The 25219-nt window shown below is 39.0% G+C and carries 30 protein-coding genes; 17 read left to right on the forward strand and 13 right to left on the reverse strand.

The window, feature by feature from the left end; genetic code table 11:
- Nucleotides 1-167: 167 nt before the first annotated feature.
- Nucleotides 168-914, forward strand: coding sequence for a YciK family oxidoreductase (locus I6E69_RS07955; RefSeq protein WP_002959717.1), 747 nt, complete (start codon nucleotides 168-170; stop codon nucleotides 912-914).
- Nucleotides 915-995: 81 nt separating this feature from the next.
- Here I6E69_RS07955 and rluB read toward each other — a convergent pair whose 3' ends face one another.
- The 4 genes from rluB to I6E69_RS07975 all read right to left on the reverse strand — a co-directional run bounded on the left by rluB (nucleotide 996) and on the right by I6E69_RS07975 (nucleotide 3784).
- Complete coding sequence (gene rluB, locus I6E69_RS07960; protein ID WP_138488964.1) at nucleotides 996-1865, reverse strand: 23S rRNA pseudouridine(2605) synthase RluB; 870 nt, start codon at nucleotides 1863-1865, stop codon at nucleotides 996-998.
- Nucleotides 1862-2452, reverse strand: a complete 591-nt coding sequence (gene scpB / locus I6E69_RS07965) for an SMC-Scp complex subunit ScpB (protein ID WP_197121002.1) — start codon at nucleotides 2450-2452, stop codon at nucleotides 1862-1864. Before scpB ends, rluB begins: the two co-directional genes overlap by 4 nt.
- Nucleotides 2453-2603: 151 nt before the next feature.
- Nucleotides 2604-3125: an EF-hand domain-containing protein gene (locus I6E69_RS07970; RefSeq protein ID WP_002959711.1), complete on the reverse strand. Its 522-nt coding sequence runs from the start codon at nucleotides 3123-3125 to the stop codon at nucleotides 2604-2606.
- A 227-nt stretch (nucleotides 3126-3352) separates the two neighbouring features.
- On the reverse strand, nucleotides 3353-3784 hold the full coding sequence (locus tag I6E69_RS07975) for a hypothetical protein (RefSeq protein WP_007582577.1): 432 nt from the start codon (nucleotides 3782-3784) through the stop codon (nucleotides 3353-3355).
- Between the two features lie 240 nt (nucleotides 3785-4024).
- Between I6E69_RS07975 and xthA the strand changes: the two genes are divergently transcribed.
- The 3 genes from xthA to I6E69_RS07990 are packed head-to-tail and all read left to right on the forward strand — an operon-like array spanning nucleotide 4025 to nucleotide 6296.
- Nucleotides 4025-4831 (forward strand): exodeoxyribonuclease III, encoded by an 807-nt coding sequence (gene xthA / locus I6E69_RS07980; RefSeq protein WP_024596546.1) that lies wholly within the window; start codon nucleotides 4025-4027, stop codon nucleotides 4829-4831.
- A gap of 5 nt (nucleotides 4832-4836) precedes the next feature.
- The gene (locus I6E69_RS07985; RefSeq protein ID WP_182692884.1) at nucleotides 4837-5484 is read left to right on the forward strand and encodes an energy-coupling factor ABC transporter permease; all 648 of its coding nucleotides are present in this window, start codon (nucleotides 4837-4839) and stop codon (nucleotides 5482-5484) included.
- Complete coding sequence (locus tag I6E69_RS07990) at nucleotides 5481-6296, forward strand: putative RNA methyltransferase (RefSeq protein WP_197121003.1); 816 nt, start codon at nucleotides 5481-5483, stop codon at nucleotides 6294-6296. Before I6E69_RS07985 ends, I6E69_RS07990 begins: the two co-directional genes overlap by 4 nt.
- Here the strand turns inward: I6E69_RS07990 and yfbV are convergent.
- Nucleotides 6293-6739 (reverse strand): terminus macrodomain insulation protein YfbV, encoded by a 447-nt coding sequence (yfbV, locus tag I6E69_RS07995; protein WP_024596543.1) that lies wholly within the window; start codon nucleotides 6737-6739, stop codon nucleotides 6293-6295. The two genes, I6E69_RS07990 and yfbV, sit on opposite strands and share 4 nt — an antisense overlap.
- A 283-nt stretch (nucleotides 6740-7022) precedes the next feature.
- Here yfbV and I6E69_RS08000 point away from each other — a divergent pair, with 283 nt between their 5' ends.
- The 7 genes from I6E69_RS08000 (at nucleotide 7023) to I6E69_RS08030 (ending at nucleotide 13690) form a co-directional block, all read left to right on the forward strand.
- Entirely contained in the window at nucleotides 7023-8237 is a 1215-nt protein-coding gene (locus I6E69_RS08000) for an acetate kinase (RefSeq protein WP_193226323.1), read from the forward strand.
- Nucleotide 8238: 1 nt separating this feature from the next.
- Nucleotides 8239-10398 (forward strand): phosphate acetyltransferase, encoded by a 2160-nt coding sequence (gene pta / locus I6E69_RS08005; RefSeq protein ID WP_197121004.1) that lies wholly within the window; start codon nucleotides 8239-8241, stop codon nucleotides 10396-10398.
- 227 nt (nucleotides 10399-10625) lie between these two features.
- Entirely contained in the window at nucleotides 10626-11012 is a 387-nt protein-coding gene (locus I6E69_RS08010; RefSeq protein WP_002959696.1) for an ACT domain-containing protein, read from the forward strand.
- Between the two features lie 3 nt (nucleotides 11013-11015).
- A complete protein-coding gene (locus I6E69_RS08015) occupies nucleotides 11016-11513 on the forward strand; it encodes a PTS glucose transporter subunit IIA (protein ID WP_002959694.1) in 498 nt (165 codons plus the stop codon).
- Between the two features lie 4 nt (nucleotides 11514-11517).
- Nucleotides 11518-11865 (forward strand): ArsC family reductase, encoded by a 348-nt coding sequence (locus I6E69_RS08020; protein ID WP_002959693.1) that lies wholly within the window; start codon nucleotides 11518-11520, stop codon nucleotides 11863-11865.
- The gene (dapE, locus tag I6E69_RS08025; RefSeq protein WP_197121005.1) at nucleotides 11862-12992 is read left to right on the forward strand and encodes a succinyl-diaminopimelate desuccinylase; all 1131 of its coding nucleotides are present in this window, start codon (nucleotides 11862-11864) and stop codon (nucleotides 12990-12992) included. The genes I6E69_RS08020 and dapE overlap by 4 nt, the downstream gene beginning before the upstream one ends.
- Nucleotides 12992-13690 (forward strand): M15 family metallopeptidase, encoded by a 699-nt coding sequence (locus tag I6E69_RS08030; protein ID WP_197121006.1) that lies wholly within the window; start codon nucleotides 12992-12994, stop codon nucleotides 13688-13690. Before dapE ends, I6E69_RS08030 begins: the two co-directional genes overlap by 1 nt.
- Before the next feature lie 6 nt (nucleotides 13691-13696).
- Here the strand turns inward: I6E69_RS08030 and I6E69_RS08035 are convergent, their stop codons facing one another.
- The 4 genes from I6E69_RS08035 to I6E69_RS08050 all read right to left on the reverse strand — a co-directional run bounded on the left by I6E69_RS08035 (nucleotide 13697) and on the right by I6E69_RS08050 (nucleotide 16738).
- Nucleotides 13697-14566 (reverse strand): DMT family transporter, encoded by an 870-nt coding sequence (locus I6E69_RS08035; RefSeq protein ID WP_165742930.1) that lies wholly within the window; start codon nucleotides 14564-14566, stop codon nucleotides 13697-13699.
- Between the two features lie 41 nt (nucleotides 14567-14607).
- Nucleotides 14608-15381, reverse strand: a complete 774-nt coding sequence (locus I6E69_RS08040) for a DNA-binding domain-containing protein (protein ID WP_197121007.1) — start codon at nucleotides 15379-15381, stop codon at nucleotides 14608-14610.
- Nucleotides 15378-16208 (reverse strand): DUF692 domain-containing protein, encoded by an 831-nt coding sequence (locus I6E69_RS08045; protein ID WP_197121008.1) that lies wholly within the window; start codon nucleotides 16206-16208, stop codon nucleotides 15378-15380. The genes I6E69_RS08040 and I6E69_RS08045 overlap by 4 nt, the downstream gene beginning before the upstream one ends.
- Before the next feature lie 71 nt (nucleotides 16209-16279).
- On the reverse strand, nucleotides 16280-16738 hold the full coding sequence (locus I6E69_RS08050) for a hypothetical protein (protein ID WP_182724280.1): 459 nt from the start codon (nucleotides 16736-16738) through the stop codon (nucleotides 16280-16282).
- A 225-nt stretch (nucleotides 16739-16963) separates the two neighbouring features.
- Between I6E69_RS08050 and I6E69_RS08055 the strand changes: the two genes are divergently transcribed.
- From I6E69_RS08055 to I6E69_RS08070, 4 genes are read left to right on the forward strand one after another with little or no spacing between them, the layout of a single operon-like run.
- Nucleotides 16964-18328 (forward strand): COG3014 family protein, encoded by a 1365-nt coding sequence (locus I6E69_RS08055; RefSeq protein ID WP_197121009.1) that lies wholly within the window; start codon nucleotides 16964-16966, stop codon nucleotides 18326-18328.
- Nucleotides 18329-18336: 8 nt separating this feature from the next.
- Nucleotides 18337-18762, forward strand: a complete 426-nt coding sequence (locus I6E69_RS08060; protein WP_002959678.1) for a YcfL family protein — start codon at nucleotides 18337-18339, stop codon at nucleotides 18760-18762.
- A gap of 11 nt (nucleotides 18763-18773) precedes the next feature.
- A complete protein-coding gene (gene lpoB, locus I6E69_RS08065; RefSeq protein WP_007375407.1) occupies nucleotides 18774-19394 on the forward strand; it encodes a penicillin-binding protein activator LpoB in 621 nt (206 codons plus the stop codon).
- A gap of 55 nt (nucleotides 19395-19449) precedes the next feature.
- Entirely contained in the window at nucleotides 19450-19917 is a 468-nt protein-coding gene (locus I6E69_RS08070; RefSeq protein WP_002959676.1) for a glycine zipper 2TM domain-containing protein, read from the forward strand.
- 68 nt (nucleotides 19918-19985) lie between these two features.
- On the opposite strand, the gene I6E69_RS08075 is transcribed toward I6E69_RS08070, so the two are convergent.
- Together I6E69_RS08075 and I6E69_RS08080 are read right to left on the reverse strand one after the other, a co-directional pair.
- A complete protein-coding gene (locus I6E69_RS08075; RefSeq protein WP_002959675.1) occupies nucleotides 19986-21203 on the reverse strand; it encodes a pyridoxal phosphate-dependent aminotransferase in 1218 nt (405 codons plus the stop codon).
- 367 nt (nucleotides 21204-21570) lie between these two features.
- Nucleotides 21571-21915: an Hpt domain-containing protein gene (locus tag I6E69_RS08080; RefSeq protein WP_002959674.1), complete on the reverse strand. Its 345-nt coding sequence runs from the start codon at nucleotides 21913-21915 to the stop codon at nucleotides 21571-21573.
- Nucleotides 21916-22052: 137 nt separating this feature from the next.
- Between I6E69_RS08080 and I6E69_RS08085 the strand changes: the two genes are divergently transcribed.
- Together I6E69_RS08085 and I6E69_RS08090 are read left to right on the forward strand one after the other, a co-directional pair.
- A complete protein-coding gene (locus tag I6E69_RS08085; protein WP_007375411.1) occupies nucleotides 22053-22649 on the forward strand; it encodes a tRNA-uridine aminocarboxypropyltransferase in 597 nt (198 codons plus the stop codon).
- Nucleotides 22650-22673: 24 nt separating this feature from the next.
- Complete coding sequence (locus I6E69_RS08090) at nucleotides 22674-23459, forward strand: CLCA_X family protein (protein ID WP_197121073.1); 786 nt, start codon at nucleotides 22674-22676, stop codon at nucleotides 23457-23459.
- A gap of 16 nt (nucleotides 23460-23475) precedes the next feature.
- Here the strand turns inward: I6E69_RS08090 and dcd are convergent, their stop codons facing one another.
- Together dcd and apbC are read right to left on the reverse strand one after the other, a co-directional pair.
- Entirely contained in the window at nucleotides 23476-24060 is a 585-nt protein-coding gene (dcd, locus tag I6E69_RS08095; protein WP_197121010.1) for a dCTP deaminase, read from the reverse strand.
- 6 nt (nucleotides 24061-24066) lie between these two features.
- Nucleotides 24067-25143, reverse strand: coding sequence for an iron-sulfur cluster carrier protein ApbC (gene apbC, locus I6E69_RS08100; protein ID WP_182715318.1), 1077 nt, complete (start codon nucleotides 25141-25143; stop codon nucleotides 24067-24069).
- Nucleotides 25144-25219 lie beyond the last annotated feature (76 nt).

Genomic DNA, 25219 nt, shown 5'->3' on the forward strand with positions numbered 1-25219 from the left:
TAATCAGTGTATTAAGTTAAAACAATGTAATCAGGTTATTAATGAGACATTAGACCAGTTAAACTTAACGTAAAGTTTCTATTTTCGCCACCTAATTTTACAATAAATTCGATTACTTCACGTTTCGCTATGTTAAAATCAAAAAAAATAGATGAATGGGTACTTTTATGCACACATATCAAGCGGCTGAAAACGCACTTAAAGATAAAATTATTTTAATAACAGGCGCCGGTGATGGTATTGGCCGAGTAGCAGCAATTACGTATGCAAAATACGGCGCTACAGTTATCTTATTAGGAAAAACAACTAATAAACTTGAATGTGTTTACGATGAAATTGTTAATGCAGGTTACCCTAAACCTGCAATTGTGCCCATGGACTTAAAAGGCGCAACTAAACAAAACTACCGTGACCTTGCTGCAACAATTGAATATCAATTTGGCCGCCTTGATGGCTTGCTCAATAATGCAGGTATTTTAGGGTCACTTGGTCCACTTGAACATTTTTGCTCATCTACGTTCGAAAACATAATGAAAGTAAACGTGACCGCGCAAGCGATGATCACTAAAGCGCTTTTTCCTGTTCTTCGTAAGTCTGATAATGCATCGATAGTATTTACGTCATCAGGTGTAGGCCGCAAAGGCCGTGAGTTTTGGGGGCCATACGCCATCTCAAAATTTGCAGTAGAAGGCATGATGCAAACATGGGCATGTGAAGTAGGCAAAACGAATATTCGTATAAACTGTATTAATCCAGGCGCTACTCGCACTTCTATGCGCGCTGCTGCATACCCAGGAGAAGATAGAGACGCGCTTGCTACACCAGAAGATTTAATGCCAACCTACTTATACTTGATGAGCGATGATTCTAGTAAAGTGAATGGCGAATCGTTAGATGCTCAAGTAAAAAAGTAATTTAGAGTTTAAAAAATTTAAACAACACATTAAAAAAGCCGCAATTAGCGGCTTTTTTGTGTTCAATAAATAACTAATTTATTATTTACGTTTAGTAGGCTTAACACGTTGATTGTGTTTTTTAACTGCTTTACGGATCTGGTTGATTTTAGCGCGTTTATCTTTGCGTTTTTCAGGCATAACAGAAAGCTTAGTTTGTGTCTCGCGCCCTAATTTAACGGTTTTGCGTAAGTAGTTTACTGTTTCTAAATCATACTCCATCCAACCACCTTGTGGCACGCGCTTATCAAGCTCTAGTTTACCGTAACGAATACGAATAAGACGAGATACTTCCGCATCTTGAGACTGCCATAAACGACGTACTTCACGGTTACGTCCTTCATTTAACGTCACGTTAAACCAGCGGTTAACGCCTTCGCCACCCATAGGGGTTACAGTCGTGAATTTGGCTGGACCATCTTCAAGCTCAACACCACGTAGTAAGTTTTTAACCGTCTCGTTGGTTACTTCACCAAATACACGTGCAGAGTATTCACGCTCTACTTCATAGCTTGGGTGCATCAAGCGGTTAGCTAATTCACCATCATTAGTAAAAAGCATCAAACCCGAAGTATTAACGTCTAGTCGGCCAACCGCAATCCAACGCTCACCATCAATACGAGGAAGTCGGTCAAATACTGTACGACGCCCTTCTGGATCTTTACGTGTGCTTAACTCACCTTCTGGTTTGTTATACATAATTACACGACAGATTCTATCTGCTTTTTCTTCAATCTTTACAGTGTGTCCGTCTACACGAATTAAATCAGTTTCTTCAACACGGTCACCTAACTTTGCCACTTTACCGTTTACACTAACGCGGTTTGCATCAATGTATTTTTCCATTTCACGGCGTGAGCCTACGCCTGCACGGGCTAGGACTTTTTGTAACTTTTCACCTTGTATACTCATTCGGATGGTTCTCTCACAGAAGGATCACTTAATAACTGGTTAATTTTACTTTGCTGCTCTGTTGGCAGCGCAGGTAAGTTTTCAAGTCCAGTTAACGAAAAATAATCTAAAAATTGTTTAGTAGTTGCATATAAAGCCGGCTTACCCGGAACCTCTTTATGCCCTACCACTTTAACCCACTCTCTTTCGAGTAGGGTTTTAATAATATTCGAACCCGTAGTAACCCCCCTTACTTGCTCAATTTCACCGCGTGTAATGGGCTGCCTGTATGTAATAAGTGATAATGTTTCCAGTAAAGCACGTGAATACTTAGGCGCGCGTTCTTGCCACAAGTTATTTAACCAAGGGCTTAAACTACTGCATGCCTGAAAACGATAACCGCTACCAACTTCGACTAAGCGAATACCACGAGTTTGAAAATGCTCTTGTATTGTATCTATTGCGTCGTTTATTCGCGCCATAGAAATAGCTAAATCTATTAATACAGTATCTTTAAGGTGGCGTTTACTCACAGGCTTATCTGCAACAAAAATAGCTGCTTCAATGATCTCAACTAGTTGTTCATCACTAATTCGTCGACCCGCCATACACACTCTTAACAAATAAAAATACACAGCCATCTATTATGACAGAACAACGCCAAACTAGGAAAATATATCTACTAAATAACTAGATTTTAAACACAAAAAAGCCAGTGATTATCACTGGCTTCTAATTTACTCTTTAAAACAACAAATATTAGCTGTGTTTAATGGCTTCTAATGCATCATCTTCAGCTACAGCGTTACCGTATTTTTTAATGTAACCCATAAACTCGCTTTTACTGATGCGCTTATCTTGGTTTTTATCCATGTAACCAAAATGATTTGAAATATCATCATCGTTACCTTCAACTACCGAGATATAGCCATTGCTGTCGTTATCTAAGCTTGAAAAGCTGCTTTCAATTTTATCGAATTTAGCGATTTCAGCTTTAAATGCCGACTCACTTACTTCAGAATCAGTGGCTACTTTACCATTGTTTAACTTCATGTAAGTGTTGAATTCTTTGCGGCTAATTTCGTTATCCATATTGGTATCAATATTTGAAAAATGGCCCCAAATGCTATCGTCATCAGCTTCAACTTTTGAGATGTAGCCATCGCTGTCATTATCTAAACTTGCAAAGTCACTGTCTATTCTTTCAAGACCTTGATTAGATGAACAAGCCGCTAGGCTTAATGATGCTAAAATAGTGGCTGCTAATGTTAACTTTTTCATAAGACGTATCCTTCGTAATTAATTAAATGTCACTTTAACTAATACAAATCCAATGCCAATAATAGTTAACTTATAAGAATCAACAACTTAATCTTGATTGGTATATTTATTGAACACTTTCAATAAGTTAAGCTTGCAAGCTTTGCAAACAACCTTGTAATTTTTGCAAAAAAATACCCGGTAAAAAACCAGGTATCTCAATTTTAGTTATATAGTTCAGCCAATAATTAGATTGCTGCGTTTTGGTAGCGTTTAACAAACTCAGTAACGTTTTGACCATTACATTTTAATGAGTTTAAGTTACCAATTTTTTGACGAACAGGTGCTAAACCTTGTTTTAAAGCCGTCATACATAATTGAGTTTCTTGTTGAGCGTCTTTTGCAAATACTTCTACTTTCTCAACTGATGCGTTGCTTAATGTCGTTTTTTTAGCAATATCGCGAATATCTTCACCATTACATAAAATGCTTTTAGAAAAACGAGATAAGTAAACACCGTGCTGAGCAGCTTCTTTACGAGCAACACTAAAGCCTTCGTTTGCGCTTAGTACACATAACTTAGACTCAATTTTATTATCTTGACTGAAGTAAGTATTGCTTTGTGCTGAAGCAGTTGCAGATGCTAATAAAGCAGTAGCTAAAAGTAGTTGTGTTTTCATGAGAGATCCTATTTGAACGAGCTAAACAAGTGAATTTCGCGCATTATATATTCAATAAAGTTAAGTTCAATTGAATTTTTTATTTATTTAAAAAATCAATACTGCATTTACAATATTTAAACTTTACTCACCAATTGATCAACATTTGTGCAGCTATTTTCTCATTTCAGTCATGTTATGTACGCGTATTTACTGATACAATTTAATTCATTAAATAGATCCAATTTTAAGGTAAATTTTATGAAAGTGATTTCTTTCAATATCAATGGTCTGCGTGCTCGTCTCCACCAATTACAAGCAATTATCGACAAACATCAACCAGACGTTATTGGCTTGCAAGAGATTAAAGTTCATGACGAAGCATTCCCACTAGAAGATGTACAAAAAATGGGATATCACGTCTACTTTCATGGCCAAAAAGCCCATTATGGCGTAGCTATGTTATGCAAAAAAGAGCCTAAATCGGTCTTAAAAGGCTTTGCTACCGATACAGAGGAATCGCAAAAACGCATGATAAGCGTCACTGTTGAACAAGATAACGGTCGCGACCTTACAGTCATGAATGGCTACTTCCCACAAGGTGATAATATTAATCACGAAACTAAATTTCCTTATAAACGACAATTTTATAAAGATTTAATGACACACCTTGAAACCAACCACACCCCCGATCAAGACGTCATTGTTATGGGCGATATCAACATATCACCCACCGATTTAGATATTGGTATTGGCGAAGTTAATGCAAAGCGTTGGTTAAAAACGGGTAAATGTTCTTTTCAACCGGTAGAGCGTGAATGGCTTGCAACATTACTTAATTGGGGCTTTAAAGACACCTTTAGAGAGCAAAACCCAGAAACAGACGATCAATATTCGTGGTTTGACTATCGCTCTAAAGGGTTTGTAGATAACCGAGGGCTTCGAATAGATGTAGTACTTGCAACTAATGAGCTTGCAGCACGCTGTATAGATACTGGCATTGATTACGAACTGCGCGGTATTGAAAAACCCTCAGATCATGCCCCTATATGGTCAACATTTAAGTAATTACTATGCTAAGCATAACAATACAAGGGCTACTTTGGGCCCTTGTAATTATTATTGCCCTACTAAGCTTTGATAAAAAAACATATAAAACATTGCTTAATACGCCAGCCCGTCAAACTGGAGTTCTTGCATGTGCGTTAGTGTTTGCAGTGCTTTGGCGAATAAAAGCAGGAATTTTAACTGGCCTTGATTTACACATATTAGGCGTTACGGCCGCGACATTAATTTTAGGCTGGCGATTGACTATCTTAAGTAGCCTACTTGCCACAGCGCTACTAACTGCATTTGGTCAAATTGAACTTGAACTGTTACCAGTACAACTGCTTATTGGTGCGTTTATTCCTATTTTACTAAGCTACCTTGGCTTTATAATTAGTTACCAGTATTTACCTCGTCATTTTTTTGTTTATATATTTGTTTGTGCGTTTATAACTGCAGGGTTTATAGCCTGTATAAAAATAAGCCTAGGTGCTTTATTTTACTTAGCTATAGGGCAATACAATTGGCAAGAACTTGCAGATAACTACGTTTATTTAAGTGCCATAATTTGGTTTCCTGAAGCAATGCTCAACGGCATGGCTATAACAATTATGATCACCTATCGCCCGCATTGGGTAAAAACTTTTTACGATAAGGACTACCTAGACTCATGAGTCTACAATATCAATGCCCGCTATGTAATCTCGCACTTTTGAAAGCTGATTCAACACTTCGTTGTGCTAATAACCACAGCTTTGATTTTGCCAAAGAAGGGTATGTTAATTTACTGCCTGTGCAACAAAAAAATTCAAAACAACCGGGCGACTCCCTTGAAATGGTACAAGCTAGACGCGCATTTTTAGAGCGTGGATACTACCGCTTTTTACAACAAAATCTTAGCGATTTAGTCGGTCGAATAAGTTCGAATACGGTTATAGATTTAGGATGCGGCGAAGGGTTTTATACCCAAGCAATAGCCAGTAAAACAGACGCAGTTGTATACGGTGTCGATATTTCAAAATCTGCCGTTAAATATGCAGCAAAGCGCTACCCTAATTGCCATTTTAGTGTTGCATCAATTAGCCAAGCACCTTTTAAAAGTCAATTTGCTGATGTACTTATTAGCGTATTTGCACCTTTGTTTGAGGAAGAGATTGAACGTCTAGCTAATAAAAATGCAACATTAGTGGTCGCAAGCCCAGGCCCTTATCATTTAAAAGAGCTAAAATCGTATATATATTCAGAAGTAAACGAACATACTGAAATAGCCACGCCAAGAGGGTTTCAAAAAGCAGAACAGGCTCTTTTAACAGAGCATGTAGCGCTTAGCTTTACTGATATTAAAAACTTAATAATGATGACGCCATTTGCATGGAAATTTAGACCCGAGCACTGGACAGCACTCGAAGAAAAAGGTGAACACAATGTCACCTTATCATTTTATATTACTCAGTTTACCAAAATAGATAATGGTATAACCCGCTAAAACTGCTCTTTAGTAAATGCTCTATCCATTTTTTCAAACATATCTTTAAGTAAGTTAGCAAGCTCCATATAACGGGGCTTGTTTTCACTTAACTGCGTTTGATATCCATTAGCCGCCATTTTAGTGTACAGCTCGTTGTACCATTTTTGCATCGCAGGATCTAAAGGCGTTTGCGCTCGTTTGCCTAACCAAAATAAACCTTGTAAAGGTAACGATATAAAAAATAATGCACTCGCAATGGCTTGCGGTAAAAAATCAGATCCTAAGTAATTAAGCTGAAAAAACAACGTTAGCATAGCCAAGATTGGCATTACTGTAATGGCAAGCTCAGTCGCTCTAATCACTCTAAACTCTAAAAACAAAGGCGCAAGCTCTTTACGCATTGGCCATTTTTTACCATACAAACGGCCTGTTTGTAGTTGTGACATCACACTTTTTTGCATCATGACTCCTCACAGATACTGCTTTTAAATACAATAGAAAACGAGCTATACCCAAAGTGTAACACAAAATGAGGGAGTTACACTTTCTCAGTAAAAGAGCTTAAATTTACCCTTTAATGGCGAACAATCCTAACTTAAACATCATAAATAAGGTAAAATATTTAACATTGCGTTAACCACTTTGCAGTTGAACATTCAATTGTTTTAGCTTTATTTAATACAGTAAGTGTAACTATCACGTATTAACGTTCACTTACTAAATTTGTTTATGGAAATTGAATCTATGCCAACAACCTCCCCTGAATCCCAACATGTTTTAGTTTTAAACTGTGGTAGCTCTAGTTTAAAGTTTGCCATTATTGATGCAAACGACGGTCACGAAATTATATCAGGCCTTGCTGAACGCTTGGGCGCCAAAGCCCCCTCCATTAAATACAAATTTAATGGGGCTAAGACGGTTATCGACTTAGCGGCTAATCAAGCACATGCTGAGGCTATAAATACGCTTGTAAGCTTAATAAAGGATCATAACCTTGATGAGCACCTTATTGCTGTTGGGCACCGTGTTGTTCATGGCGGAGAGCATTTCACAAAGTCAGTCTTAATTGATGAAGATGTAATTAACGGTATTACTAAAGCGTCTTCTTTAGCGCCGCTACATGGTCATGCGAACTTGTTAGGTATTTCATCTGCACAAGCTTCATTTATAGGTTTACCGCAAGTAGCAGTATTTGACACAGCATTTCATCAAACTATGGATGAAGTTGCCTACCTTTACGCCCTACCCTATAAGCTTTATACAGACTACGGTGTAAGACGCTATGGTATGCATGGCACAAGTCATTACTATGTAGCAGGACAAACTGCTAAATTATTAAATCAGCCTATAGAGAAGAGTAATTTCATTAGTGCTCATTTAGGTAATGGCTGCTCTGTTACTGCAATAAAAAATGGTAAAAGTGTTGATACCAGTATGGGTTTAACGCCATTGGCTGGTATTGTTATGGGTACTCGCAGTGGAGATATTGACCCCGGTTTATTTAATTTTTTAACCACACAGCTTAGTTACAACGCTCAGCAAATAGATAATTTATTAAACCAAGAAAGCGGCCTACTAGGTATTAGCGAACTCTCTAACGATTGCCGAACGATTGAAGAAGCCGCTGTTGCCGGACATAAACAAGCACGTTTAGCGCTGGATATTTTTTGCTACCGACTAGCCAAACAAATTGCAGCCTACATGGTACCATTACAACGTTTAGATGCACTTATATTTACTGGCGGCATTGGCGAAAACTCCGATATCATACGTGAAAATGTCATTAATCAATTAGCTTTTTTAGGGTTCAGTTGTGACCAGAAGAGCAATCTTGATGCACGTTTTGGTAATCAAGGTATTATTAGTTCAGCCAATACTTCACCAAAAGTGGTAGTAATGCCGACCAACGAAGAGTGGGTTATTGCACTTGATGCCGCTAACATCGTAAAGGAGCTTTAATATGGCACGTCGTATTATGTTAATTCCTGTGTCTACCGGTGTGGGTTTAACGTCGGTATCAGTTGGTTTAGTTCGCGCTCTTGAGCAAAAAACAGTTAAAGTTAACTTTTTTAAACCCATCGCTCAGCCTCGTTCAGGCGAAACAGGTCCTGAAAAATCAACACAAATAGTCACTCAAGGTTCACCTATTAACCCACCCACCCCTTTTGCTCTTGATTATGCTGAGCAAATGATTGGCGACGGTAAAGGTGATGATCTACTAGAGGAAATTGTTGAACGCTTTGAAAGTAAAATAAACGACGATGAAGTCGCTATTATTGAAGGTATGGTGCCTACTCGTCGCCAACCTTATGCTGGGCGTGTAAACCGCGAAATTGCGCAAACACTCGGCGCTGAAATTGTATTTGTACTTACCCCTGGTAATTACACCATTACTCAAATAGAAGACCGCCTAGAAATTGCAGCAGGTAATTACGGTGGAATCGATCATCCTCGTGTACTGGGCTGTATTTTTAATAAAGTAAATGCGCCACTTGATGAAGAAGGCCGTGCACGCGCCGATTTAGTCGATGCTTACAAACCCGAAGAGCTTGAAAACGAGTTAAATCGTTTAGCGTCTTTACCTATTTTTAAAAAGAATCCGTTTATGTTGCTTGGCGCAATCCCGTGGGATTTTGACTTAGTAGCGCCACGCGTAAAAGACTTAAGCGCGTATTTAAAAGCAACAATAATTAACGAAGGCGATATGCTTCATCGTCGTCTGCGTCGTATTACTTTTTGTGCTCGTACGGTTTCTAATATTTTAAATTATTTTACGCCAGGTGCTTTATTAGTAACACCGGGCGATCGCTCAGACATACTTGTTGCTGCGTGTTTATCTGCTATGAACGGCACTAAACTTGGCGCTATATTACTCACCGGTGGCTTTGAGCCAGAGCCACGTATTATGGCTTTGTGTGAACAAGCCATGCAAACCGGTTTACCAATACTCGCAACCGATGCCGACACATGGCGCACATCACTATTACTGCATAACTTTAATATGGAAGTACCAAATGATGATGACCAACGCATTGAAAAAGTAAAAGATCACAACGCAGAACATATTAATTCAAGCTGGCTCGATACTCTAGCTCAAAGTGTAGGCAAAACGCGTAAGTTATCACCACCTGCATTTCGTTATTTATTAACCGATAAAGCACGTAAAGCAGATAAAACCGTAGTATTACCAGAAGGAAACGAACCTCGTACAATTAAAGCGGCTGCTATTTGTGGTCAACGTGGCATTGCTAAAACTATATTGCTTGGCGATCGCGAAGAAATAATACGTATTGCACAGCAGCAAGGTATTGAGCTAAACGAACATGTAAGTATCATCGAGCCAAAAAGTATTATAAATGATTATATTGCACCTATGGTCGAAATTCGTAAAAGCAAAGGCCTAACTGCGGTTGTAGCACAAGAGCAGCTACAAGATAACGTCGTGCTTGGCACAATGATGCTTGAGCAAGGTAAAGTAGATGGTTTAGTATCGGGCGCGGTTAATACCACAGCCAATACAATTCGCCCCCCCCTGCAGCTAATTAAAACAGCGCCAGGATCATCACTGGTATCTTCCGTATTTTTTATGCTGCTACCTGATCAAGTGTTAGTTTACGGTGACTGTGCGATTAACCCCGACCCTAATGCTGAACAACTTGCTGATATAGCGATTCAATCTGCCGACTCTGCAGCTGCATTTGGCATAGAGCCACGTGTAGCAATGATAAGCTATAGCACTGGCACGTCAGGTACGGGTGCCGATGTTGAAAAGGTACGTGAAGCCACAAAAATAGCAAAACAAAAACGTCCTGATTTAATTATCGACGGCCCACTACAATACGATGCCGCTATAATGGAAAATGTAGCACTTAAAAAAGCGCCTAACAGCCCTGTAGCTGGTAAAGCGACTGTATTTATATTCCCAGATTTAAATACGGGTAATACAACATATAAAGCAGTACAACGCAGTGCCGACTTAATAAGTATCGGCCCTATGCTTCAAGGTATGCGCAAACCCGTAAACGACTTGAGCCGTGGTGCATTGGTCGATGATATTGTGTATACAATCGCCTTAACTGCAATTCAGGCAGCCCAAGCAGAAGCGCTAATAGCACATTAAACACAACGTGTGCTTTTTATAGCCTAGCTATTATTTATTTAATAATTAAGTAGTTAGGCTATTTATACCCTGCAACCCCCATACTTATCCACAGAAATTGTGGGTAAGTTTTTAATCTCTATTAAAACCCACTTCCAAATGCTCATTTTAGTCACGGTTACACCTTTAACTTGAAGGCAATAATCTATACTATAAAGCTATCAATAATGCTGTATCGCAGGCGTTTAATGTCAAAACAAACATTACAATTACACAGCACGGTTTTATCTATTCACAGTTTAGATGTTGACGCCGATATACCTGCGGCGCTACTAAAGCTTCCTTTATTTTTTATATCTAAAACCCAGGATGAACTATCTATTGTTTGCCCTAGTAGCTTTGAAATAGAGAGTTTAGATACCGAATCTGATTGGCAAGCACTTGAAGTGGTTGGCCCACTTGGTTTTTCGCTGACCGGAATAATGGCTAATATATCGGGTGTATTAGCACGCGCTAAAATTTCTATTTTTTCAATCTCAACCTACGATACCGATTATATTTTAGTAAAAAAGCAAACGGCCTCACTAGCACTTAACGCCTTAAAAAAAGATGGTTACAACGTGGTGGCCCAATAGCATATGAAAGCACAAACAATTGAATATCTAGCACTCAATAAAACGCCCCGCAGTGCCATCCTTATTACAAGCCCATTTACAGGTAAAGTAATACCGCTTCAAGAACACCCCGAACCTATTTTTAGGTTTGGTATTCTCGGTCCTGGTATTACTGTAAAGCTCAGTAGCCACAAAATTTTAGCGCCGTTTGATGGCACGTTATTACAAGTAAAAAACGCAGGTACTGAGTTTATTTTACAGGCTAAAAATGGTTTAAAAGTTTTAATCAACTTAACTATTACCGGTTCGCAATCAATTACACATACCCATATTGCACAATTAAATGGTAGTGAAATAAGTAAAGGCCAGCGCCTCGCTTATTTTGATTTACGTGAACTAGAAACGCCTATGCTGGCCAGTTTAATCTTACTTAACGGCCATAATCTCGGCACATTTCATTACTCACATTCGCATGTAAATGCGGATGTAGATACCTTATTAACTATTATTAAGAAGAACTAAATTTATGATCACTCTATACGGTATTAGCAATTGCGACACGATAAAAAAAGCAAAAAAATACTTAGCCGACAACAACATCGAATTTACGTTTCATGATTACCGCAAAGATGGCGTAAATGAGCAAATGGTAAGTGATTTTGCAGATAAACTCGATTGGGAACAGCTTGTTAATAAACGTGGCACAACTTATCGCGCACTAACTGATGAGCAAAAACAGAGTTTGACTAAAGAAAGTGCTATCCCATTGTTAGTTGAACAACCTGCCATGATCAAACGTCCAGTACTTATTAACAATGGCAGTTACCACTTAGGTTTTAAAGCAGCCCAATACGATGAGATATTTAAATCATGAAAGATGATGTAATTGCACTCGCCCAAGCACTAATACAACGTGAGTCAGTAACGCCCGAAGATGCTGGCTGCCAACAGATGATGAACGATCGCCTTGCTGCAGTTGGTTTTAATATAGAGTCATTATTTTTTACCGACACATTAAATACATGGGCTCGAAAAGGCACACAATCACCGCACTTTTGTTTTGCAGGCCACACTGATGTTGTGCCAACAGGCCCTGAAAAAAATTGGCAACACCCGCCGTTTTCAGGATTAATAAAAGACGGTTTATTACATGGGCGCGGCGCTGCCGATATGAAAGGCTCGTTAGCTGCAATGCTTGTTGCAACCGAGCGTTTTGTTACTAAACATCCAGATCATAAAGGTTCAATTTCATTTTTAATTACTTCTGACGAAGAAGGCCCGTTTATAAACGGGACTACCCGTGTAATTGATACGCTAGAGGCGCGCGGTGAAAAAATTGATATGTGCCTAGTAGGCGAGCCTTCATCACGAGATGTATTAGGTGATGTTGTTAAAAATGGCCGAAGAGGCTCACTTACCGCTTTTTTAACCGTTAAGGGTGTACAAGGGCATGTCGCCTATCCACATTTAGCACAAAACCCAATTCACCTAGCAACCCCTGCCCTTACAGAGCTTAGCCAAACGGTGTGGGATAACGGAAATGAATACTTCCCTGCTACCAGCTTTCAAATTTCAAATATTAATGGCGGCACAGGTGCAGGTAATGTGATCCCAGGTGAGCTAGAAGTACAGTTTAACTTTAGATTTAGCACGCAAGTAACACATGAGCAATTACAACAACGTGTAAATGACATACTGCAAAAGCATAACTTAAATTATGACTTAAGCTGGATAGTAAATGGCTTGCCTTTTATTACCGAGCACGGCCCACTTGTTGATGCCACAGTAAAAGCTATTAAATCGGTAACCGGTTTAACCACAAACCTAGAAACCACAGGTGGCACATCTGACGGGCGTTTTATTGCACAAACAGGTGCTAAAGTAATTGAACTTGGCCCACGTAACGAAACTATTCATAAAGTAGATGAATGCGTAAGTACCGATGATTTAATAGCCCTTACCGACATTTACGAGCAAATACTAGAGCAACTTTTAGCATAATGGATGTAACTAAACCAACATCGATAATGTGTATCACAGGGCAAAGTGATACACATTTAACTGACATACAAAATCATCGCTTGCACAGCGCTATTATTAGCGACTTTTTAGCGCTGCAAAGTGCAGCTCAAAAAGCGGGATTTAATCTTACTATTGCCTCAAGTTTTCGCGACTTTGAACGCCAGTCAATTATTTGGAATAATAAGTTTTTAGGTATTCGACCTGTTTATAATAAACAGCAAAAGGTTGTAGATTTAACTAAATTAAATGATGTAGATAAATGCATAGCAATAATGCTCTACTCTGCACTACCTGGCGCAAGCAGGCACCATTTAGGGACTGACTTAGATGTGTTTGATAAAGCTGCGGTCAGTGATGATTATAAGCTACAGCTAACACCTGATGAATACCTGCAAGGTGGGCCGTTTGCACCTTTAAGTAATTGGCTTGATACTAACTTAGTTAAATTTGGTTTTTATCGCCCTTACCAGCATGATTTAGGTGGCGTAGCACCTGAGCTTTGGCATATAAGCCATATTAAGCAATCACAATTATTAGTGAATAAACTTAGCGAGCAAGTACTTTTTGAGTGCATAAAAAACAGTGAACTACAAGGTAAGCAGGCAATACTTGATAACTTACCTGCTATTTATAAACGCTTTGTAACAAACGTAAGCCCACACCTAAAAGAAGGTTAGGTTTTATTAAGCCTTCTTTTTATTTAAAATAAACACCAGCACGGCCCCTAATATTAAGGAGCTTGCTACTAAAAACTCCATTGTTACTTGCTCTGATAAAAACAAAACACCAGCAATGGCAGCAAGTACCGGCACACAAAGTTGCACAACCGCAGCTTGGGTACTTTTAAGCAGTGGCATTGCTACATACCAAACACTATAACCAACTCCAGACGCTATTGCCCCGGAGGCACACGCAAGTAACACCCCTTCAATACTCATATTTTTTAAATAACTCATACCTACAAGTAATAAAACAGGGATAGCAACTAAGCTTCTTATAAAGTTAAACCCAGTAGTACGCAGTGGCGATACGCACACTTTACCGCGAATACTGTATATACCCCATGCCACACCACTGAGTGCCATAAGTGATGCACCTAATAATGAAGGCACCGCTGCAGATGGCAGCATTAAATATACAAAACCAGATAACGCCACTATAAATGCACACCACTGAAGTACGCTTAATTGCTCTTTTTGATAAATACCCCAGCCAATCATAGTAAGTTGCACAGCGGAAAATAAAATTAGTGCACCGGTACCGGTATCTAGCTCTACGTAGGCAATCGAAAAACAAAGCGCGTAAACAAGCAGGCTAATACTGCTTCGCCAGCTTCCTCTGTCACTTAAAATAGCGGGATTGAATGTGCCTTTACGTTTTAAATTATGGGTATAAATAGCCATTATAATGCCCAAACATGCAGCCCCGCTAAGTAAGCGAATAACAGTAAAGTTCCAAGCATCTATATAACCTTCTGCTAAGGCCATTCTGCAAAAAAGAGAATTTGCGGCAAACGCAATTAAAGCAATTAATGTGTATATGGTGGCTTTCAAAAAAATTCCTTCGCAACGAAAAATAACTATATTGTTTAAACTCACTCGCTAATTAACCAACCACGTTCAAGCCATTGATTAATTTTAGTAATTAAAAACCCAGCGATTTGCTCACCAGGGAGTTCATTTAAACAGGATTGACATAACTGTGCAAAGGGTGTGTTTTGTTTTAATAAACTCAGTAAGCGGTATTCTTGTGCATCAACGCTTAAATACTGTGTACGTCTTTCAGTATCACGTGCTACAACCCAAAAGCGAGGTTCTGAGACTCTTGGCTCTGGCGGTGTTTGCTTTTGTTTTATTGCCTGCCAACTTTCAACCGCCAACGTATTAAACGCAACTAACTGTACACTTGGATGTAATTTTAATAGTAAATTTGGCCATTTTTGAGGTTCAATACTTTCAAGCTCTGATACATTAAGTAATGTTTTATCGCTTGCATCAAAAGTACTTAGTAATAGTCGTTCAAATTTGGCTATATCTGCAAGTATGGGGTAATCACTAAAAGGAGTATTAGCGGCTAAATAATCTGGTAGTTGCTCTGCAAAAATTCGTAGTGACGTATGAGTTGAAGGATATAAAGCTAAATAACCATCAACCATCATCTCAAATAAATCATCACCTAAGTAAATACCCAACTGTTCGTGATCTTGCTCAATCACGGCTCTTAAGCGAATTTTATAAGCGCTTTGATAAATAGAGAGTCGCTGTTGTGTATTTAACTGCCCTTGCTGCGCAATTTGCTCACTAATATCCGAACTTTCACCTTGCAGTAAACTCATAAACTGTTGTTGCAGCTTTGCTAAATCACTCATGGCCTTATATCCCAAAACGGTTTCACTAGCGCTTTGGCATGCTCAAGCTCAGTAATTAAATCATCAAGGGAGCCAATATTATCATCGCGTTCAATCATGGTACTTACCGGATTTAATGTTTTTGCATACTGAGCATATAAGTCCCATACCGCATCGGGAACATCTTCATCGTGCGTATCTATAATATGCGTACCAAAGTCTTGATGTCCTGCTAAGTGAATTTGTGCAATAGCTGTACTCGGAATAGCTGATAAATAATCCATAGCATTAAAGTCGTGATTTCGTGCACTTACATAAACATTATTTACATCCATTAAAAACTTACAGCCTGTTTGCTTATGTAATTGCGCTAAGAATTCCCATTCACTCATTTGTGAATCGTTATAGGTTAAATAGCTCGATACATTTTCAAAAATCATTTCGCGCCCTAGGTAGTCCTGAACTTGCGAAATTTTATTTGCTAAATGATCAAGTGCCTCTGAGGTGTAAGGCATTGGTAGTAAATCGTGGCTATTAATACCACCCACTTGGGTAAAACATAAATGATCAGACACCCACTGCGGCTCAACCCTCGCAATTGTGTTTTTTAACTGATTTAAGTAGTCCTTATTAATAGGGTCAATACTACCAATCGACATTGATACCCCATGCATAACAATCGGATAATCTGCTCTTATTTTATTTAAAAAATGCCAAGGTTTTCCACCGGCTACAAAATAGTTTTCTGAGATAATTTCAAACCAGTCTACAGCTGGTTTCTCTGAAATAATTTGCTCAAAATGCGGGGCTCTCAGTCCTAAACCAAAACCTAAAAAACGATTTGTCATAAACTTCCTTAATAAGCCTGAATAAGAAAACACATCGTTCAGGCTTATTTTATGCGTTCGATAAATTGGTATTAGCTACCTACAGAGCCACCAATATCACCACATGCTTTTGCAGGCATTGATACAAAACCGGTGCCTTTACATGATGCATGTCCAGCACAAGCATTATTAGCAGTCTTACAATCGTTATGACCGCCACACACATTTACATCGTTACAATGTACTAAATCTGCTTTAGCTACACTGCCAACCCATTTATCTTTTACTGTACCGCCAACGTCAGCACATGATTTTGCAGGCATTGCTACAAAACCAGTCCCTTTACATGACGCTTGACCTGCACATGCATTCTCAGCTGTTTTACAATCGTTATGGCCACCACATACATTCGCATCATAACAATGAACTAAATCAGTTGTTGCGCCATTATTAGCAACTGCACTTGATGTTGCCGTTTCTGCCTCTGTTGCATTACAACCAACTAAACCTGCTACCATTACAGCCATTGCTGCACCTGTGAACTTTTTCATTTTTTAATTCCTCTGAGTGATATAACTCTTAGCAAGACCGCTAAAGCGAAAATACTATTTCAGTGTAGTTGATAATAAACCAAAAAAATTCACACTTTGTTCACCAATGTCATTTTATATTTCTTTATTAGCAGGCAGTTTTACTCTACGATTTTTTACAATATTTCACACATTTAGCTAAAAATAGTATGTTAATGTATACAGGTAAATTAAGAGGAGTGCTCAGTGCGCCGCAGTATAATTTTAAGCTTTTGTTTTATTTTAAGTGGGTGTAGCACAATGGGTTTTAATGACCTATTTAATGACTATGCCACGCAAATGACACCAATAAGAAATGCGATCGAGAAAAATAACATCGAAGAAGCGCAATCCCTTATTGCTAATAATAGCACCTTGCACAGCAGCTACTTACTCAACCAACTTGAGCAAGCTCGTTTAAACGACTTAGCTAATACACCAGATGATGCACAAAGTAAATTTGAGAACGTGTATACGCAAATGCAAAAAAAGCGTGAAGCCGCCAAAATACAAGTTAGTGCGGGTCTTGAACAAAGTAACGCTTTATTTACCAACGACTCAGCAATAACTTATGTGCCACCCGCTTACGAAATGAGCATGCTTCATAGTTATAAAGCACTTAACTACGTGTATAAAAATGATGTTGAAGGCGCATTGGTCGAAATTCGCCGAGCTAATAAAGTACAAGTTGATGCGCTTAGCGAGAATGAAGCAGAAGTAGACTCAACCGTTAAAGAAGCTCAGCAACACTACCCAAGCATGAGCAATGTAACCAGAAACATAAAAAATGGCTTTCAAAATGCCTACACATTTTACTTATCTGCTTTGCTTTACCAAAGTGCTAAACAATACGACGACGCCTATATCGATTATAAAAAAGCATTGGCTATACAACCTAACAATATTTATTTACAGCAAGATGTAATGCGCCTTGCTAAAAAACAAGGGTTTGACCAAGATCTAAATGAATTTAAAAAACGCTTTGGCGATACGCCCACTATTTCTTCATCACAAGGCGAAGTAATTGTTTTATTTGAACAAGGATTAGTACCAAAACAAGATGAATTTAAACTGCGCTTGCCAATTTATTCATCACGTGGCGATGCACGCTTTTACAGCTTGGCGATGCCGGTATATAAAGATAATGCCTATGTGAGCCGCCTTAACAATATAAATATAGATGCACAAAGCTTGGCGCTTAGCCCACTGGTACACATTGAAGCACTTGCAGCTAAAACTCTAGAAGATCAAATACCTGCAAAAGTCGCTCGCCAAGTACTTAGATTAGTAGCTAAAGAGAAAGTGCGGGCAGAACTTGCTCGTAGTGCCGGTGATGTAGGTAACATACTTGCTAATATTTATAATTTGGCGTCTGAGCAAGCTGATACACGCAGCTGGCTTACACTTCCAAATCAAATAAGTGTCGCAAGGCAAAGCCTAAATACAGGTGAGCATTCTGTGCATATAGGCACACAAGCACCTATAAATTTTACCATTAGTAAGCAAGGGTTAACGTTAATTTACTTAACCTCTATTAATAACTACTTTAATTACCACGTAGTTCAACTTTAGGAGCCATCATGAAATACATAGCGCCATTATTAGCAGCCTTAATGCTCAGTGCATGTTCCAGCCAACCGGTTACATCGGGTATTTCTGTTGAACAAAATAAAAACCAGTTTAATGAGCAATTACGTGTAGATAACCCAGAGCTTGGTAAAAAGCTGGCCATTACAGATGTGAAAACACGTCAAACCAACCAGTTAACCGATGTAGTAGTGACACTTTCGAGCCAGTATAAAAAATCACAATATTTACAGTATCAGTTTAATTGGTTTGATAAAGACGGCTTTGTAATTAAAGGCAACCATTCACCTTGGCAAGCACTCACCTTATTTGGTTTTGCAAAAACACAATTACCGGGCTTAGCACCGAGCTCTGATGCGGTTACCTTTTCTTTAGCAGTTAGAGAAGTGTCTACCGAATCACAAGAATTTAAAGATTAAAGGAAACAACCATGATCATCAGTAACAAATTTAAAACAGCATCAACTTACGCTTTAGTTGGCCTCAGCGCTTTAGTATTAAGTGGCTGTGCTAATAAAGCCGTAGTAAGTTATGGCGACGCACAAGCAGTAGAAACAACCGATATTAATTTTGGCTCTACCGACTTACAAAAAGTAGCGAGTCAAATGACCGATTCATTACTCAGCTCACCCGTTGTTGGCACAATGACCGCTAATAAACGCCCCGTAGTATTTGTTGAGCGTATTAAAAACAAAACTAGTGAGCACATTGATACTGAATCAATCACCGATTCAATCTCAACGCAAATGCTACGCAGTGGTAAGTTCCGTTTTGTAGATATGACGCGTGTTGAGTCAGTACGTGAGCAATTAACGTTTCAAAACGAAGATGCCCTTGTTAACCCTGCAACAGCCGTTGCATTTGGTAAACAAATTGGCGCGCAATATATGTTATACGGAAATTTATCGAGCATAGTTAAATCAAATGCCGACAAATCAGACGTATACTATAAATTTACGATGCGTTTAATGGATATGGAAAGCGGCCTAGTTGAATGGGCAGACGAAACTGAAATTCGTAAAACTAAAGAAAAATCGACATTTGGTTGGTAGTTACTAAGCCTTTACGGGCTAATAAGCCCATAAAGGCTACCAATAGGAGATTATTATGAAAGCTATAATATTAATAATGTGTGCCCTACTTAGTGTAAGCGCGCCAACTTTTGCTCAATACGAGCGCAATAAAGCAGTCCCTGTGCAGCAAGTTTTATTTGGTGACGTAAAATCGGTACGCAATATTACCGAACAAGAAATCATTCAAGACAAAAATAACGGCTGGAAAACCTTCGGCGGTGCATTACTCGGTGGTGTTGTAGGCAACCAATTTGGTGGCGGTAGCGGCCGCACAGTAGCAACAATATTAGGCTCGGTAATTGGCGGCAGTGTTGCACATAATAGGCAGCAGCAAAGTCATTATCAGCAAAATCATTTTGTAGAGTTATTAATACAAGTTGAAAACGGCGACCAGTTTATGGTTGTTCAAGATCAAGACCAATCAATGCGCTTTAGCAAAGGCGATAACGTAAGATTAGTTTACTTGAACGACAACACGGTGCGTGTAGATAAAGCGTATTAGGCAATATATTCATGACTAAAGTAAAAAACGAGCCAAATTTGGCTCGTTTTTTTATTATTTTTTAATAACTATACTTGGCGATAGTCTTTAAAAAAGCGCTTCATTTTTAACATCGCATCCGATAAATCATCTTTGCTTGGTAAAAAGACCAACCTAAAATGATCAGGATCTGGCCAATTAAACGCCCTGCCATGTACAAGTAATATTTTTTCGGCTTTTAGCAAATCGTACATCATCTTTTCATCATCTTTAACGTTAAAAAGTGCTGTATCTACTTTGGCAAACGCATAAAGCGCGCCTTTAGGTTTTTTACAACTAATGCCTTCAATAGCGTTTAACCCGCGCCATGCTATATCGCGCTGCTCGTATAAGCGCCCGCCTGGGTTAATTAAATTATCAATTGATTGCACGCCGCCCAACGCTTGTTGAATTGCATATTGCGCAGGTACATTGGCGCACAAACGCATAGATGAAAGTATTTCAAGACCTTTGCGTAAATCATCCATTACCGAGGTACGACCGCTTAGAACCATCCACCCCATTCTTAGCCCCGCTGCACGGTAGGTTTTTGCTAAACCATTAAAAGTAATGATTGGTACATCATCACACAGTGAGCCGATTGAAGTATGCGTTATACCATCGTATAAAATCTTTTCGTAAATTTCATCGCTCAATAACAGTAGTTTATGTTCACGCGCTATATCAATTAATTGCATTAACAAATCATCACTGTAAACCGCACCTGTCGGATTATTAGGATTAATTAATACCAGAGCTTTAGTTTTAGATGTTATTTTGCTTTTTATATCTGCAATATCCGGAAACCAATCTTGCTCTTCATCACATAAATAATGCACCGGATTACCACCCGATAATGTGACAGAAGCAGTCCAAAGTGGATAATCTGGAGCTGGAATAAGCACTTCATCGCCATTATTTAATAGCGCTTGGGTGATCATCTGAATAAGTTCGCTTACGCCATTACCAATATATATGCTATCTACATCTAAATTATGTAATCCACGTTGTTGATAGTGCTGATAAATAGCCACGCGGGCTGAATAGAGGCCTTTAGAGTCACAGTAACCTTGGGCTGAATATAAGTTGCGGATAATATCGCGGTGCATATCTTCTGGCATATCAAAACCAAAAGCAGCCGGATTACCTATATTCAATTTTAATACTTTTTGACCTTCGTCTTCCATTTTTTTAGCTTGTGCTAAAACCGGCCCACGAATGTCATAACATACACCTTCTAATTTGTGACTCTTTTTAATATCAGACATTTTTACCTCTTTAGGGCGTATTGACTTTATGGATTAAATTTGTTCAACCTAGGGGCGATTTAATCGCGGCGCGAGATTTGTAACCTAGTGGGCTAAGTAAAAATTGAGTAACAAAGAGAAAATAGCCCCTAGGAAGAACCCTCTGGGCAATGCGTGTTTGGATTTTATGTGTTGTTATCGCCTATTTATGTGGAAAAACCACACTGCATAGGCTCTGCCTAACCTAAAAACCAGACACTCGTTGCAAATTCAATCCCGAAAGATCAACACGCCCTAGTGAGTCTTTAGACTAACCTAGTAAAGGCGTAAAATGCCAGTGTATTTGATTACTTAATACTGAAATAAATTCACGTTTCAGCTTTAATAATTAACGAGATGCTAACCATTCATTTAGCTTAGCTTGAGAGCCTGTTACTTGAGCCATTAAGCTATTAGATGCGTCGATAGCTTCAGCTAAGTTATCTAGGTTTAAATTTTGTTCAATAACACGCGATACTTCAGCAAGGCTTGAAGCACCAAACTGTGCCGCATTCGATTTTAAGCTATGGGAGTGGCGAATAGCTGCTTCTTTATCTTTACCAATTGTTGCTAACACTTCTGAGCCTAAACGTTCAAACTCTGAGCAGCAAAAATCAAGTGTATCAGCAAACTGCTCACCCAATAACGATTCCATACTCTCTAATGCTGATGTATCAATATTTATTTCTGTCATATTTTAAGCCCTTAAAACAATCCATGTAAGTTACAGTTTAATAGTACTACTTTATATTGATGCGTAAAAAAAACCAACTTAATTACCTTATAAATGTATAATTGCGAGGATCATACTGGCAACAAAAAGTTTATTAAATGGCACGCACACTTTGTAATCATTGTAATTTTTCACTAAACACCTGTATTTGCAACGCAATTACAAATATAAACAACAAAGTTACGGTTATTATTCTACAGCACCCGAGTGAAGAAAAAATAGCAAAAAATACCGCTAAACTACTCAATTTATGCCTAACTGATTGCCAAATAATCAAAGGCGAAAATAATGATGACTTTTCCATACTAAAAACACTGCCAGTAAGCTCAACTGTTTTACTCTACCCTAACGAACACGCTATAAATTTAGACGATAGCGCTGAGCAGCTAAGTGTAAAAAACATCACCCATTTAATCGTGGTTGATGGTACATGGAAAAAAGCCTACAAAATTTTGCAGCTCACCACATTACTAAATCAATTTAAAACGGTCAGTTTTAAACAGCTACCTAAAAATCGTTATGCTATTCGTAAAGCCCCTCGGGCCGACAGCCTATCCACACTTGAAGCTGTAGCGCATAGTTTGTTTTTAATAGAGCAACTAAATCCCGCACCACTTTATAATACGCTTAATGAATTAATACAAAAACAAACCCAACACATGCCCGAGCACGTAAAAGCACGTTACTTAGATTAAATTCGTTACTATATGAAACTTGCAATGCGTAACTACCCTAACAGACTAAAACGTGGCTTTACTCGCCAAGGACCCGACTATCGCTTTGACGACCAAGTCGACTTTAGCGATATAAGAGATACCTTCGGCTTTAGGTCAATGGTCGTTGGTAAATGGGTAACTAAAGAAGAGCGCTATATTAGCGCCAACTTAATTTACGATGCACTGGCCGACCTAGCACAAATACTGCATTTACCACCTAAAGCAATTGGCCTGCGCGGCAAGCTTAATTTTGCGTTTGGTCATGGTGGTCAAAAAGGTGTGCAAGCGCATTATAACGCAGCCTCTCAAACACTTGCTCTTGCAAAAAATGCAGGCGGTGGTGCACTTGCTCACGAATGGTTTCATGCGTTTGACCATCATATAAGCGAGCATTTATTTGCAGCAAAACCACGATTTGGCTTTGCCTCAAAACTATGGCTTTCAAACACGCCTAATTTATCGCACCCACTTAATAATGCTTTGAACAGTTTTTATAAACATGTATTTTTAGATGAAGATGGTATTGATGCAAATAACTTTGTACAAGCGTGTATAGAACACGATAAAGCACAAAACATGAATTACATGAGCATGCCAGAAGAGCTTGCAGCACGGTGTTTTGAAGCCTGTATTGAAGGCCACACATATATAAAAAATAGCTTTTTGGTGGGAGGCTTAAAAAGGAGTAATTTAATATACCCAAATAGTGAGCATATTAATAAAGCAAATGAAGCGCTTAACCAGTATTTTGAACTACTGGGTTACGCGCTTCATAAAATAGACGAGTAATGCCTATATTTGGTGATTATTTATCGTCACTAATACGACTTGCTACTGCGCTGCTTTGATCTTTATATTTTGCATCTTTACGAATATTGTATGGGTTTTCACACGGGCCCGATAACATTTCAAAGCTCATAGCACCAATTTTCATCAGCGGGCGTAGTGCCAGTGGTAATTTACCTGAGTTGTAAAACTCTAAAACAATATTACCGCTCCAGCCTGGGTCTATTCGGTGCGCGGTTACATGCACCATTAACCCCAAACGCGCAAGCGATGAGCGTCCATCTAACCAACCTACTATATCTGCTGGCAAAGTGACTTTTTCATGGGTAATAGCTAGTGCAAGTTCACCTGGGTGTAAAAAGAATGCTTCACCTTCATCAAGCACTATTTCTTCACTCATGATTGATTCCATGGCCTTATTTAACTGATCTTTTGGACCACTTAAATCGACGTATGCCGCGTTATGCGCATTAAAAGTTCTAAATTTATTTCCCAAGCGTAAATCGGCAGTCACGCCTGAAATCATCTCGCTCGTTGGTGCAGGCTCAATAACAATGCGGCCATCGTTTAAGTATTCTTTAATATGTGTGTCTGAAAGTCTCATTATTTATTAATCTTCCGTAATCACAATTTCAATTGCATTGTGATGCTGTTGATAATAAAGCGTGCTGGCTATTAGCCTTGCTGCTGCGCTGTATGTTTTGCTTATTGCTGCATCGTTATCGCTTGCAATAAGTTTACCTTGCTCAGAATACTCGCGTATATCTATTGCAAGTGGAATATGGCTAAGTACAGGCACGCCGTGCTTATGCGCCAGTTTTTGTGCACCGTCTTTACCAAATACGTGGTTAGCTTCACCACAGTGAGTGCAAATGTAGTGGCTCATATTTTCTATTAAGCCAAGCACCGGTACGTTTACTTTATTAAACATAGCAATGCCTTTTTGCGCATCGGCTAGCGCTAAATCTTGCGGTGTAGTGACAATAACAGTGCCGCTAGCGGGTACTTTTTGGCTCATTGTAAGCTGAATATCACCGGTGCCCGGTGGCATATCAACAATTAAGTAGTCAAGCTCGCCCCAATCGGTTTCGTTAAGTAACTGGCTCAGCGCGCCTGACGCCATTGGTCCGCGCCATACTGTGGCATCATCGCTTGGGACTAAAAAGCCAATTGACTGCGCTTTAATGCCATTTGCATCAAAAGGCTGTAGCTGTTTGTTATCTTTAGTGACGGGCTCTGCGCCCACTAATCCTAAAAGCATTGGAATAGATGGGCCATAAATATCAGCGTCTAAAATACCCACCTTTGCGCCTTCATTTTTAAGCGCGCCTGCCAAGTTAACAGCAGTAGTCGACTTACCTACCCCACCTTTGCCTGAGGCAATAAGCACAATATGTTTAATCGCTTTAAACTTAGCCGCCTCTTTAATGATAACCTTGGCGCTAATTGTTACAGGCACATTTAAGCTTTCACTTACGTGTTGCTCAACTAAAGGCATTTCTGATTGCCCAGCAAATGGCAGAGTTAATTTAATGTGTAGTGATTTATCGTCATTTTGAGTAATAGTATCAATGAAGCTTTCGTCAATACCGACGGCAAAAGCCGCACTACGATATGCCGCTAAGGCAGTTATAATCGGTTGTTTTTGCACCGATTTAGAAGAGAATAGTTTCGACAGTCCAAACATAGCAATTAAATAGCGTTTCTTTGATGAAAAGTGCCACGGAATTATGTAACATTCAGGGCATTAACACCAGTCAATT

The sequence above is a fragment of the Pseudoalteromonas sp. NZS100 genome (assembly GCF_015864815.1).
Classification (GTDB): domain Bacteria; phylum Pseudomonadota; class Gammaproteobacteria; order Enterobacterales; family Alteromonadaceae; genus Pseudoalteromonas; species Pseudoalteromonas distincta.